Genomic DNA, 14,118 nt, shown 5'->3' on the forward strand with positions numbered 1-14,118 from the left:
CGACTCCGTTTTGGTACAATAGTTTATATACATAAAAGGGGGAAATGCCGTGAAAACGTTTATAATCACAGGAGCTTCAAAAGGTTTAGGTGCTGCCATCGCCAAAGGATGTTTACAGACGAGTGATCATTGCATTTTAGTTTCCCGTACAGCCCATCCTGAAATGCAGAGGATGGCTGACCGATCCGGGACGAAACTTACATTTATTTCGATGGACTTGAATGAAACTGAAAAGTTACCTTCCTTAGTCAATGAGATTCTTGCTGCTGTCGATGAAACAAGTGACATTTACTTCATTAATAATGCAGGTGTCATCGAACCGATAAAGCCGGTAGGAAACCTTGGTATGGTAAATTTGGAAACAAGCATGCGGGTGAATTTCATGGCACCCATTGTATTGGCTGATGAATTCGTTAAACAGACAAAGGACTGGAACAGAAAGAAGGTAATGGTCAACATATCTTCAGGTGCAGCAAAAAACCCTTATCATGGTTGGGCAGCCTATTGCAGTACTAAGGCGGGGCTAGAAATGTTCACACGGGTTGCAGGCTTGGAACAGGATAAAACATCTTTCCCTACGTCCCTCATATCTTTTTCACCAGGTGTAATGGATACGGAGATGCAAGGGACAATCCGGTCAGCAGACGAACGGGACTTTTCCGATCGAGAAAAATTTCATGAATATAAAGAGAAGGGCATGTTAAGAAGCCCCGAATTTGTGGCAGATAAACTTTTGCAGCTTCTTGAAGCGGAAGATTTGGAGAATGGGAAGTTCTACGATATTAAGAATTTACTTTGATGTATAGGAGTATGTGAAACGAAAAATCAACTGATGGCTTATAGCGTGGGGTTGTCTCTTTGGACAGCCTCTTTTTTTAGTTATCCTTTATACCATTTAAAATAACTTCTAAAAAACCAGGATATCATCATTAGGAAATGTGATAATTCGTTCTATCCAATTACCTAAATAACATAAACTTTTTTGGAGGGAGTTTGGAGGGTTTTGAATGACGATCATTATTGTGAAAAAAGGTGACAGTCTTTGGGAAATTGCCACGAAAAATAAAGTTGACCCATCGAAGATAATTGAAGTCAACGGATTGGAATCAACAGCTTTGGTTCCTGGCCTGGCATTGTATATACCTGATGAAAAAGCGGTGAATCGAAGGTACCTAATTAAAAGTCAGGATACCCTCACTAGAATTGGCAGTCGTTTTGGAACGAGTGCAGCGGCAATCATGGAGGCAAATCCAGGAATCGTTGCAAACTCGCTAATAGTAGGTACGGAACTTTTGATTCCGTCTTCTTACAAAAATCAATTGATTACGCTGGGGTTTGCCTTCCCGACTTCAGGTGGAGTAGTATTTGAAACACTTGAGGAGAATGGTGATAAATTATCCTATTTAGCCATCGTAGCTTATTCGTTTACAAGGGAAGGAAATGCATACGTTGATGGTGATGATCTCCCACTTATCGCGAAATGCGAGCAGACCGGGGTGAAGCCGCTACTGATGATCCGGAACTTTCAAGATGGTGATTTTGATGCTGATTTGGCGGGTGATGTCCTTGCTAGTTCAGTATACAGAGCGAATTTAATCAATAGTATGCTGAATTTCGTTAAGGAGAAAGGCTATGGGGGCGTCAGTATGGACATCGAATTCATCCCACCTGCCAGGCGTTCCGATTATGTGCTTTTTTTAAAAGAATTAAAGGAGGGGTTGAACGAACTGATCCTGCATGTGAACGTACATGCAAAAACAGCGGATAATCCTGATAATCGAATTGTAGGCGGCCATGATTATCGGGGGATCGGAGAGGCAGCCGACCTTGTTGCCGTGATGACCATTGATTATGGGTATCCAACTGGACCGCCTGAACCCATTTCCCCACTTTGGTGGATGGGCGAAGTTCTTCGTTATGCTTTGTCGAATATACCTGTGAATAAACTGCAGTCGGCATTTCCTTTGTATGGATACGATTGGATAGTACCAAGCCACGAAACTAAAGCTTTATCAGCTCAAAATGCCCAAAATCTTGCCATTGCAACTGGCGCTGAAATAACTTTTGACACCTCAGCGGCTTCACCTACCTATTCTTATCGAATAGAGAATTCGAACCATGTCGTTTGGTTTGAAGATATTCGATCGATAAGCGCAAAATATGAAATGATTGATGCATATGAACTGATAGGTGCAACTTATTGGCAGATTGGTTTGGAATTCCCGCAGAATTGGGGGTTTATAGATAAGAATATTTGGGTTATCAAATAGAATGAATGGGTGCAGGCGGTGAAAAGAAGTGTTATATATTTTTTTCCTCGTTTGGTTGTGCAACTTTTATCAGGGGCAAGCCAATCATACCGAGCAAGATTTTAAAGAGAGACAATATTGTTCGACGGGCCTTGAAACCATAAAAGAGGAGCCATGGAAAACCAAGGCTCCTTTTTTATGGTGAATCGAATGGGATGCATCATCTAGGAATATTAGATGACTGACTTGACAGTGAGTGATCACATTTTTTCCCTTGTAAGTCCTTCCTTTTAAAAGTTGCATAAAGAAAGGCAAGGAATATCAGGGTGGAAGAAAATTGGAACGTTGTTTTGACATTGTATGTTTCCGTTATATAGCCTAATAGTAAGACAGAGCCGGCAAATGTAAGATTGATGACCGCTCCCCAAACGGCATAAATTTTTGCAAGAGTCTTTTCCGAAGCATGGTCTTGGAATAGCTTGGTGTAGATCACTTCCCGGATTTGTTCTGGGAGGCCGTACAGGCATGCCAGCAGCAAAGCCAAAGCTGGAATATTGGTAGTTCCAAAGAGCAGGATCAGCAGTGAACTGAGAAATAGCCCGAAAGTGATGAAGAATCCAATATATTTTTCTAGTAACTTGGCAAAACGGATGACGAACAAACCACTGAAAATCATGCCGACAAAGTAGCTTGTGTTAATATATCCCCACCACTCTTCACCCAGTTGCAGGTTCTGTTCTACGTATATATAGATAACGGCAGCCACCCACACGCTTGAAGCTAAAGTAGTTATAAAATCAATGGAAATGAGGGTACGGATAGTTGGGATTTGGCGAATAGTAACCCATCCGGATTTAATCGAACCCCAGTTTGACGGAGCAACAGAGCCCGTCGTTTGTTCTGAGACTTGGATTCTCACTGTATAGATCGTTGAAACGGCAAAAAGCATGACCGTAAGCCAAATAATGAAACTGCTGTTGGTACTTATCAATAAGACGGAACCTAGTGGCCATCCTGCTACAAAGATGGTCTGGGTGATCACATTCAAGAAACCATTCGCTTTCATCCGTTCTTCTATTGGAACTAATTGAGGAACCAAAGCTGCGCTGACCGGTGCAGCGACTCCATCCAATAATGAAATCAAGGCTATGAAGAAAATGACAGCAACAGAAAAACCATGATTGAAACTTGTTATATAGATTCCTAGGCAAACGAGTAAGATAGTTTTCCACCATTGAGATTGCACTAGGATTCTTTTTAACGGAAACCTGTCGATGACAAGGGGGGCAAGTAAACTGCTGATAAACCGAAAAATCGTTGTAGTGAACGGAAGTAAGCTCAAATAAAAGGCAGATCCCGTCAATGTATATAATAGTGAAATCAACCCGACTACATAAAATATATCCCCTAGATTTGCAAACGCCTGACCGATCCAAAGGCATCGAAACGATGTGTTTTTCATGAATACCATCCTTTTAGAAAAAATAAAGTTAATGAATATTTAGAATGGTTATTTTTTTACACTGGATTCACTCCTTAATTTAATAGATAGCATGAGCCGGGTTGGGCTGTTTTATCATTTCCTGCCAGAAGGCAGCCTTTTCAACGTGTGAAGGGGGAGACCTCAATGGTAAGGGGAGATGAATGGCGGTTGGCCTAAGCCAAAGTAATCTTTTGACAAACATACGTTCCTTGGTTGATACTACCTATAAGGGGGGAGACCAATGGTTGTAAACAAGGCTTATAAATTTCGAATCTACCCAACTAAAGAACAACTCGTTCTCATCAACAAAACGATCGGCTGCTCTCGTTTTGTCTATAACTTCTTTTTAGGCAAACAAAATGAGAAAGATGCCTACTGGAATATCTGTGAAGAAATGAAGCAGAACAGCCAATTACCCTCTAATGAATGGAAAGGTTCGTTTCTGAATAAATACGCAACAATCAAAGAAATTCCAGCTTTAAAGAAAGAATATTCTTTCCTGAAAGAAGTAGACAGTATTGCCTTACAGAAATCGGTGGAAAATTTAGCAGATTCCTATAGTCGATATTATAAAAAGCAAAACAAGTCTCCACGCTTCAAATCAAAAAAGAATCCGGTCCAGTCCTACACGACTAAACATACGAATGGAAATATAGGAATAATTGGAAATCGAATAAAATTGCCCAAACTCGGTTTAGTTCGTTTTGCTAAAAGCCGCGAAGTCGAAGGGCGAATCATCAATGCCACAATCAGGCGGAACCCTTCGGGTAAATATTTCATTTCCGTTTTAGCGGAAACCAATGTACCAGTACTTCCTTCAACGAATCGTTCGTGCGGTGTAGATCTTGGTTTGAAGAACTTTGCGATTCTTTCAGATGGTACGGTCTATCAAAACCCAAAATTCTTCCGGACGGTCGAAAAAAAATTGGCCAAAGCACAACGGATTCTTTCAAGGCGACAAGAAATAGCCTTGAATCAAAATAAACCATTGGCTGAAGCCAAAAACTATCAAAAACAAAAACGAAAAGTGGCCCTTCTACACGAAAAAATTTCAAATTCCCGAATGGATTACTTACATAAAGTCTCAACCGAAATCATCAAAAACCACGATGTTATTGGAATGGAAGACTTGCAAGTGTCCAATATGATGAAAGATCACAAACTAGCTAAAGCGATTAGTGAAGTATCTTGGTACCAATTCAAAACAATGTTGGAATACAAAGCAAAATGGTATGGTAAACAAATCGTGACCGTATCTAAAACGTTTGCTTCTAGCCAATTGTGTTCTGGCTGTGGGTATCAAAATAAAGACGTTAAACATCTGAATCTTCGTGAATGGGATTGTCCTTCTTGTTCTTCACACCACGATCGAGATATTAACGCAGGACTCAATCTAATGAACGAAGCCATAAGGCTTCTAACCGTAGGAACTACGGGGATAGCCTAATTAAAAATTGGCCGATAGGCTAATGTTCTTAGGAATCCCCCACTTCAATCAGACTGTAAAGTCGATAAGTGGTGGGTAGTTCAAATAGATGATTTTACCATAATATGATCAAGGGGGTTCTGAAATGCTTGCTGAATATTGAATATGGAATTATACTCCTTAATATATGTAAAAAAGGAGAAAAATTTGATGATTCGACGTTTTGCTTCATATTACCTGCCGCATAAGCGGTTATTCATTATTGATTTCTTCAGTGCAGTGGTCGTGGCTGTACTTGAACTTGCATTTCCGCTAGCTGTTCAGTGGTTTATAGATACACTGCTGCCTGGCGACGATTGGTCTGCAATTGTTTCGGTAAGTGTCGGTTTGCTCCTCCTTTATATCATTAGTACCTTTTTACAATTCATCGTAGGGTATTGGGGTCACAAATTGGGTATTAATATCGAGACTGATATGCGTGAGGAATTATTTGAGCATGTGCAAAAACAATCTTTTCGTTTTTTTGATAACACGAAAACTGGCCATATCATGAGCCGCATAACCAATGATCTGTTCGATATTGGTGAACTTGCTCACCATGGTCCCGAAGATTTATTCATTGCCTTCATGACTTTTATAGGTGCATTTTGGATTATGTTGACAATCAATGTGAAACTGGCACTCATATCGGTTTGCATTTTACCGTTCCTCGTTTTATTAATTGTCATAAGTAATTTAAAGATGAATAAAGCTTGGAAGAAAATGTATACGGAAGTTGCGGATGTAAATGCCCGTGTGGAAGATAGCGTCTCAGGAGTGAGGGTTGTCCAATCCTTTACTAATGAAACATATGAAATGAAAAGATTTTCTATTAATAATCGCAGATTCCGTAAAGCGAAACTTCTTGGATATAAGGTAATGTCCTTTAGCTTATCAGGCATTTACATGATGACGAGGTTTATGACCCTTGCCGTGTTGGTGATGGGAGCTTGGCTAACTTTTCATGGGCAGCTCTCTTATGGTGAACTGGTTGCATTCGTCTTATACGTTAACGTATTATTTAAGCCAATCGACAAAATCAGTGCGTTGATGGAACTCTATCCAAAAGGGATGGCCGGCTTTAAGCGTTTTACGGAACTTCTGGATGTTGAGCCTGATGTCGTGGATAAAAAGGATGCAATAGCGGTAAGCACCCTTTTAGGTGATATTTCCTTTAAAGACGTATCTTTTAACTATGAAGACAAAAAGTCCGTTTTAAGAGGTATTGATCTTACTATTAATGCGGGTGAAACCATCGCTTTTGTCGGGCCTTCAGGAGCAGGGAAAACGACCATATGTTCATTGATCCCACGTTTTTATGATGTTAATGCCGGTTCCATTTCCATTGATGGAATAGATATTCGTGAGATGACGAAAAAGTCATTGCGTTCACAAATTGGCATTGTCCAGCAAGACGTGTTTCTTTTTACAGGAACAGTAAAAGAGAACATTGCGTACGGAATGCTTGACGCATCGGATGAACAAATTCTGGAAGCCGCAAGGAAAGCTCATTTAGAGACTTTCATTGAAGGACTTCCAGAAGGCTATGAGACTCAAATAGGTGAACGTGGCTTGAAATTATCCGGAGGACAAAAACAAAGAATTGCAATAGCAAGGATGTTTTTGAAAAATCCGCCAATATTAATTCTCGATGAGGCAACCTCTGCACTCGATACCGAGACGGAAAGAATAATTCAGCAGGCTCTCACTGAATTAGCTGAAAATAGAACTACGTTAATCATCGCACACCGATTGGCAACCATTCGAAACGCTGACAAGATCGTAGTTGTTACGGAAGAAGGAATTGCTGAAGAGGGAGGTCACGATGACTTACTTAAGCAGGGGGGCATTTTTGCCAATCTGCATCAATTACAATTCCAAAAATGATGTTGATCAAAAGCTACATGTCCTTTCATTGAGGATATGTAGCTTTTATTAATAGGGCGGTGACTTATAACTTAATACTTTACCAATGCTTCAATTACATTCGTCTTTACTGTCATACCATTGCATTTTATACAATTGAACTACGATTCCATATTGGGGTTTATATTAATGAAGTCACTCCTGCTTCTTTAGTAAGTTCTACGAGGAATAAAAGGGGTGCATCAAGGTCAGCTAACGGATCAAGCCAAAGCGGGTTCTTAAGTAGCTTCGGCACCTGGCAAGCCCTATATTGGCGAGTCGGGACAGTCAGCACTTAACCTGCCAGTTGGTCTAGCAGGCTTGTCAACTGGATTGAACCGCTTATTGATTGGACCATACCGAACTGAATGTCAGTGGAAGTAGGCATCTAGTGTACTAACAAACCGAATCACGGGTAATCTAGGTTAGAGAAAATATAATATTAAACAGATGTTTAGCAGAAAGGACTTGGAGATGATCCAGGTCTTTTTTGAATTTGGATGTAATTAAGTGAAGACGGATATGACTTCTTATAGATTCGTTTATTAACTTTATTTGAAATAGCAGATTCTTCATTGAGGATTAAATAAACTCATGCTACTAATCCGAATATGCATCGGAACCGATTCTTCAAGTTATCCATAAAATAATAAAAGATGTTTTAGTTGTTTGTAATATTTTTCAAAAAATATGGAGAGGGTTTGAAGAAGGTTGAAGCACCCAATATTTTTACAACCGGTTTTCAAAGAAAAAATATGGGGAGGCACTGCGTTACGAAACAAATTCCATTATAACATTCCTTCACAAAATACTGGTGAATGCTGGGCCATTTCTGCCCATCCAAATGGGCAAAGTGTTGTAAGTGCAGGTGAGTTTAAAGGCCTTTCCCTAGGAGAGCTTTGGGAAAAATACCCTGGGATTTTTGGTGGAATGAAACAGGGGGATTTTCCACTTTTAACAAAAATTTTAGATGCGAATAATGATTTATCTATACAAGTCCACCCTAACGATGAAAATGCTAATAACCAGGAAAACGGTACGCAGGGTAAAACAGAATGCTGGTATATAATCCACTGCGAAGAAGATTCAGAGATTGTACTTGGGCATTATGCAAATACAAAGGAAGAATTAATAAATATGATTGAAAATAAGCAATGGGACCGTTTGCTTAAAAGAGTAAAAATTAAACCGGGTGACTTTTTCTATGTTCCAGCTGGTACGATACATTCTCTTGGAAAAGGAATCCTTGTTTTGGAAACACAACAAAGCTCTGACTCCACTTACCGTGTTTATGATTATGACCGTGTCGACAGTAATGGTAACCTTAGAGAATTACATTTGGATAAAGCTATTGATGTAACGATAATTCCTCATGAACTAAAAGAATCAGGCTGTATGGTGATAAAAAAAGATGAGGCAACTATTACAAAATTTGTAGATTCAGAGTATTTCTCTGTATATAAATGGGAAGTGAATGGTTTTTTTTCTTATACACAAAACGAAAGGTTTCAATTAGCAAGTGTAATCGAAGGAAATGGTCAAATTAAAACAGCAGAAGGAACATCTTTAATCAAAAAAGGAGACCACTTTATTCTGCCGTTCGATTTAGGGGATTTTGAAATTAAGGGTAATTTAGAGCTAATCGTTTCACACCCATAAGAATGTAGGGGGGGAATGGTAGTGAATGGTGTGAAAAGCAAAATATAATAATAATACCTAAATATTAATAATAACTTATAAAGTAAACCATTTTTATTCAAAATTTATGTCAAGTGAGTATGTCAGTCATATAGTAATATGTAATATCTACATGATTGGAAAGAAACTCTTTGATTCGTGTAAAAAATCAGATGCTAATACAATAAAAAGGTGGTAAAAAATGAAAGGAGTAATACTTGCTGGTGGTACAGGGTCTCGTCTAGAGCCATTGACTAAATTTCTGAATAAGCATCTTTTGCCAGTAGGTCCTTATCCGATGATTTATTGGTCAATTTTAAAGTTGAAAGAAGCAGGAATAAATGAAATTTTAATTGTAACAAATAAAAACCATCTTAGTTCCTTTATCGAGTTATTGGGACTTGGGGAAGATCTCCATGTAAACATTCAATTTAAAATACAGGGTAACGAAGGTGGAGGAATAGCAGATGCACTAATATCAGCTAAAAATTTTATAAATAATGAAAAATTTGTCGTATTACTAGGAGATAATATTTTTGAAGATTCATTATCTCCATTTGTGCAGTCATTTCAAAAACAGAAAAAGGGTGCGATGTTACTTCTAAAAGAAGTGGAAGATCTTACTCGATACGGTGTACCTCATTTAGACAAAACCAATCAAAAAATTAAGTCCATCATTGAAAAACCGAGCAATCCTCAGTCTTCATATTGTGTGACTGGAATCTATTTGTTTGATCAAAAGGTTTTTAAATATATAGAAACGATTCATCCTTCACATCGAAATGAGTTGGAAATAACCGATGTGAATAATCTATATATTCAAGATGATCTACTGCAATATGATATTTTGCAAGGATGGTGGGTTGATGCAGGTACACATGATTCGCTTTATCAAGCGAATAAATATGTACACGAAAAAATAAAGAAGGAGGATACGAAGTGAAACGACACCTCCTCATAACAGGTGGAGCGGGTTTTATTGGATCCAATTTTATATCCTATTTACTTGAGAATTCTAATTACTATATAACCAATGTGGACTCTTTAACCTATGCCGGTAATCTTGAGAATATCCAATCATTTGTGAAATCGAATCGCTGTCGTAGTATTCAAGCGGATATTGGTGAAAAAACAGAATTATCCAAGGTATTTGATCAAGATTATTTTGCCATCATTAATTTCGCTGCCGAATCCCATGTAGACCGAAGTATCGAGGATGCATTTCCATTTATTCACACAAATATTATTGGGACATATAACCTATTACAAGCGGTTATAACTGGAAAAGCTAATAAAATGATTCAAATTTCGACAGATGAAGTATATGGTTCTTTAGAGCCGAATGATTCTCCATTTACTGAAACAACCTCTCTTGCTCCGAACAATCCATATTCAGCAAGTAAAGCTAGTGCGGATTTATTAGTAAGATCCTACTTCCAAACCTATCAACTGCCGTTAACGGTTACACGGTGCAGCAATAACTATGGTCCCATGCAACATACAGAAAAATTCATTCCTAAAGTCATTACGAGAGCCTTAAATAATATAGAAATCCCTTTATATGGCGACGGATTAAACATTCGTGACTGGATATATGTTGAGGATCATTGCCGGGCCATCCATGCTGTTCTGGAAAAGGGATTGGCCGGAGAGGTCTATAATATTGGAGGTTCTGAAGAAAAAACAAATCGAGAAATAATCGACTATATTTTAGAGAAGTTAAGAAAAGACGAAAAACTAATCAAGCATGTAGCGGACCGAAAAGGGCATGATCGTCGATACTCCATGGATTCCTCGAAAATCTCGAGGGAACTAGGTTGGAGGCCAACTATTTCTTTTCATGAAGGGATTCAAAGGACGATACAATGGTATCGCCAAAACGAACAAAAGAATGGGTGAGAATTTGGATATTGTCATTACAGGTGCCAATGGCCAGTTAGGAAAAGAACTAGAAAGACGGTTAGGTCAATTTCATACTGTGGTAAGTTTAAGTAAAAAAGATTTAGACATCTCAGAAAAAGAGGAAGTATATAAAAAAATTACCCAACTTGAGCCGCATATCATTATTCATGCTGCCGCATTTACTGCCGTGGATCAATGTGAAACGGACCGTAGTAAAGCTTTTGAAGTAAATAGCCTTGGTACGGGCTATGTTTCGATAGCAGCAAATATGGTTGGTGCTCGGGTGTTTTACATTAGTTCTGATTATGTGTTTGATGGAAATAAGCAATTTCCTTATTTGGAGGAAGATGTTCCAAACCCACAATCTATTTACGGTATAAGCAAATGGATTGGGGAACAATTCGTACTTTCAATAAATAATGGGACAGTGATTCGCACTTCCTGGTTATACGGTCATGACGGAAAGAATTTTGTGAAGACTATGTTAGAACTGGCGAAAAAAAATAAGGAAATAAGAGTTGTTAATGATCAGGTGGGTTCCCCTACTTATGTTAATGATCTTGCTGAAACAATTAGTCATTTATTCGATAAGAAAAACGGCATTTATCATGTAAGTAATGCTGGTTCATGCTCTTGGTATATACTTGCAAAAGCGATTTTTGAGGAAGCTGGTTTCGATCCAAATTTGGTGAAAATCATAACTACTGAAGAATTTGGTGCTTTAGCCCCGAGACCTCATTTTTCCGTCTTAGAAAATAAAGCATTGCTTCGAGAAAGGGTTCAAATCCCCCGTCCATGGAATGAAGCATTAAAGGAATTTATTCGAAAAGAGGTCTGTCATGATTGAAGGTGTAAAGGTTAAGAAACTTGTAAAACATTGTGATGACCGTGGCTTTTTTACAGAACTTGTCCGTGATGATGAACCTGAATTGTTGTCGAGGTTCGGTCAGGCTTCTTGTTCGATGAGTTATCCAGGAGTCATTAAAGCTTTTCATTATCATGAGAAACAGGATGATCTATGGTTTTTTCCTTCAGGAAATGCCCAAGTCGTTCTTTTTGATTTGAGGGAAGGTTCTTCAACAAAGGGAGAAACTGATGTGTATTATATGGGTGAAGAAAATCCAATTATGCTACTGATACCAAAAGGCGTTGCACATGGGTATCGTGTTCTCGGGCAAAAACCTGCTACGATACTTTACTTCACAACTGAGTCATATAATCCGATAAATCCTGATGAGAAACGGATTAATTGGGATGATTCGGAAATAGGTTTTTCATGGGAGACAGAAAACAAATAATGAGGTCTTTTCAGAAAGAAATTAAAATATATTTGGGGCAGGTTCTATTGTAGCTATTTAGTGGAATCTGGTCTTTTTCTTTGTCAGTGACATAAAAATAAAGAGTAGTTATCTCTAAGATAGCTGTATCAAATAATGCTCCGTATATTGCAATAACAGCTCTATATTTTTAAATTAAAATGGACGATGAGGTATTGGTTTTTGGCACCTTCAGATCAGTATATCAATGATGGTAATTCTCTTCGGAATGCATCATCTTTAGCAGAGGATGTTGCTATTAGTACACTGGGCATCGAAACTGGATATGGTTATATACAAACAAAGAAAGATGCAAAGTAAGGTTCTTCAGTCTTTCAAGTAGAGACTGTAATTGAAAATCCAGATATAAAGACCGCTGAAAAATTAATAAAGGAAAAAAGGTATTTTTGGAACAGTGGAATTTTATATACAAACTATATAAAATTTCCGCCAATTTTAACACGTTGCAAGCTGACATGTGGAAGCTATTAAGTGAAAACAAAAACGACTTGAAGGCCGTTTATTCTTTAGTGCCTAAAGTGTCGATAGATTATGCCATATTAGAAAAGACAGAACCGTTTACACTATTCCAGTCAATTTTAATTGGGATGATTTAGGGGTTTGGACGAGTTTAGAATGTGTCCAAATAAGTGACCATAATTAGGATTTTATAAAAAATTAATATGTAAATCCGAATCAACTAAAGATATCCTTTAAGTTTTTAACGAATGGGAAACAAATAGATTTAATTGGTTAGCGCAGTTCATTGGCTTTCAATGGGAATAATCCTAGACAAATAGCAATTGAGGTGGTAATGATGAAAAATGGAGTAAATCTTATCGGATATGCTAGAGCTGAATCAGGTTTGGGTGAAGCATGTCGTTCAGCTGCTAAAGCTCTGCAATCTGTCGGTGTTCCGTTTTGCATCATTAATTTTCCTAGATGTCCTTCAAGACAAAATGATCTTAGTTGGAAACACAAGGAAGTAAAACAACCTATTTATAAAACTAATATTTTTTTTATAAATGCAGACCAACTGTATTATCACTTTAGATTAACCAATATAAAAAGAGAATGGTTTAACAATCGATATAATATAGGATATTGGCATTGGGAATTGCCTGAATTTCCAGATGCTTGGGTAAAGAGCTTTGATTTAATAAATGAAATTTGGGTTCCTTCACTTTTTACATTAAATTCAATTTCTTCGAAGACATCAAAACCTGTTCATTTTATTCCTCATGCAATTTCCGTTGAAGTACCTGAAATAAATCGGACTCATTTTAGTTTACCAAATAATCGTTTTCTATTTTTAACGATGTTCGATCTTCACAGCACATCAGCCAGAAAAAATCCCTTAGCAGTCATAGAGGCATTTAAAAAAGCTTTTCCGCAAAATGATCATACAGTTGGTTTAGTTCTTAAGATCAATAATGCATCTCATTTTCCAAACGAAATTAATCTATTAAAACAAAACATTATGGGGTTTAACAATATATTTCTAATTGATAAAGTGTTAAGCCGCAAAGAGGTTAATGGGTTAATGAATGTCACAGACAGTTTAGTTTCCCTTCACCGTTCAGAAGGATTTGGTTTACCGCTAGCTGAAGCGATGTATTTGGGGAAACCAGTGATTGCTACAAACTGGTCGGGAAACGTTGATTTTATGAATGAAAACAATTCAAGTTTAGTTGATTTTACATTGAAAAATATTGAGGGAAATTACGGACCTTATATAACAGATCAACAATGGGCAGAACCTGAAATTGATCATGCTGCATTTTTAATGAAACAAATGGTGGATGATATAGATTATGCTAATCGAATTGGTTTAAGGGCTAAAAAAACAATATTTATTAAATACTCACCCCGAAATATTGGACGCTTATATAAAATACGTCTAAATCAAATCGACTTATTATGAGTATTAAATGTAACAAACTAAAATTTGCGCAAGTATAAGAACGGCTAAAATCCTAACGGTTAAATGCTTTGTGAAAAAGAAAACTGTAGAGGCAACTTTTATTATGCTAATAAGGGTAACTTTGTGTGTTCCTATTGTTCTTTATCACACATACTATGTAAATGACAGATTTTGTATTTATTCTGCGTGTACTTAAA

Annotated in this window: 12 protein-coding genes; 11 read left to right on the forward strand and 1 reads right to left on the reverse strand. The window is 37.6% G+C overall.

What is annotated here, in order from left to right:
• The first annotated feature begins 49 nt into the window (after window positions 1–49).
• Window positions 50–799 (forward strand): (S)-benzoin forming benzil reductase, encoded by a 750-nt coding sequence (locus BS1321_RS24820; protein WP_063234507.1) that lies wholly within the window; start codon window positions 50–52, stop codon window positions 797–799.
• Window positions 800–1,007: 208 nt separating this feature from the next.
• Window positions 1,008–2,270, forward strand: coding sequence for a LysM peptidoglycan-binding domain-containing protein (locus BS1321_RS24825; protein WP_063234508.1), 1,263 nt, complete (start codon window positions 1,008–1,010; stop codon window positions 2,268–2,270).
• Between the two features lie 199 nt (window positions 2,271–2,469).
• Here the strand turns inward: BS1321_RS24825 and BS1321_RS24830 are convergent, their stop codons facing one another.
• On the reverse strand, window positions 2,470–3,711 hold the full coding sequence (locus tag BS1321_RS24830) for an MFS transporter (RefSeq protein ID WP_063234509.1): 1,242 nt from the start codon (window positions 3,709–3,711) through the stop codon (window positions 2,470–2,472).
• Between the two features lie 262 nt (window positions 3,712–3,973).
• Between BS1321_RS24830 and tnpB the strand changes: the two genes are divergently transcribed.
• The 9 genes from tnpB (at window position 3,974) to BS1321_RS24875 (ending at window position 13,921) form a co-directional block, all read left to right on the forward strand.
• Complete coding sequence (tnpB, locus tag BS1321_RS24835) at window positions 3,974–5,179, forward strand: IS200/IS605 family element RNA-guided endonuclease TnpB (RefSeq protein ID WP_094246663.1); 1,206 nt, start codon at window positions 3,974–3,976, stop codon at window positions 5,177–5,179.
• 189 nt (window positions 5,180–5,368) lie between these two features.
• Window positions 5,369–7,084 carry an ABC transporter ATP-binding protein gene (locus BS1321_RS24840; RefSeq protein ID WP_063236276.1) on the forward strand — a complete coding sequence of 572 codons (1,716 nt, stop codon included), beginning with the start codon at window positions 5,369–5,371 and terminating at the stop codon, window positions 7,082–7,084.
• 729 nt (window positions 7,085–7,813) lie between these two features.
• Window positions 7,814–8,761 (forward strand): mannose-6-phosphate isomerase, class I, encoded by a 948-nt coding sequence (gene manA, locus BS1321_RS24845; RefSeq protein WP_063236251.1) that lies wholly within the window; start codon window positions 7,814–7,816, stop codon window positions 8,759–8,761.
• A gap of 220 nt (window positions 8,762–8,981) precedes the next feature.
• Window positions 8,982–9,722 carry a sugar phosphate nucleotidyltransferase gene (locus BS1321_RS24850; RefSeq protein ID WP_063236252.1) on the forward strand — a complete coding sequence of 247 codons (741 nt, stop codon included), beginning with the start codon at window positions 8,982–8,984 and terminating at the stop codon, window positions 9,720–9,722.
• Complete coding sequence (rfbB, locus tag BS1321_RS24855) at window positions 9,719–10,678, forward strand: dTDP-glucose 4,6-dehydratase (protein ID WP_063236253.1); 960 nt, start codon at window positions 9,719–9,721, stop codon at window positions 10,676–10,678. The genes BS1321_RS24850 and rfbB overlap by 4 nt, the downstream gene beginning before the upstream one ends.
• A 4-nt stretch (window positions 10,679–10,682) precedes the next feature.
• Entirely contained in the window at window positions 10,683–11,528 is an 846-nt protein-coding gene (gene rfbD / locus BS1321_RS24860; RefSeq protein WP_063236277.1) for a dTDP-4-dehydrorhamnose reductase, read from the forward strand.
• Window positions 11,521–11,979 carry a dTDP-4-dehydrorhamnose 3,5-epimerase family protein gene (locus BS1321_RS24865; protein WP_063236254.1) on the forward strand — a complete coding sequence of 153 codons (459 nt, stop codon included), beginning with the start codon at window positions 11,521–11,523 and terminating at the stop codon, window positions 11,977–11,979. Before rfbD ends, BS1321_RS24865 begins: the two co-directional genes overlap by 8 nt.
• Window positions 11,980–12,180: 201 nt before the next feature.
• Entirely contained in the window at window positions 12,181–12,318 is a 138-nt protein-coding gene (locus BS1321_RS27710) for a hypothetical protein (protein ID WP_155726543.1), read from the forward strand.
• A 496-nt stretch (window positions 12,319–12,814) separates the two neighbouring features.
• Window positions 12,815–13,921, forward strand: coding sequence for a glycosyltransferase (locus tag BS1321_RS24875; RefSeq protein ID WP_063236256.1), 1,107 nt, complete (start codon window positions 12,815–12,817; stop codon window positions 13,919–13,921).
• Window positions 13,922–14,118: the final 197 nt, after the last annotated feature.

It is taken from the genome of Peribacillus simplex NBRC 15720 = DSM 1321 (assembly GCF_002243645.1).
GTDB lineage: Bacteria > Bacillota > Bacilli > Bacillales > DSM-1321 > Peribacillus > Peribacillus simplex.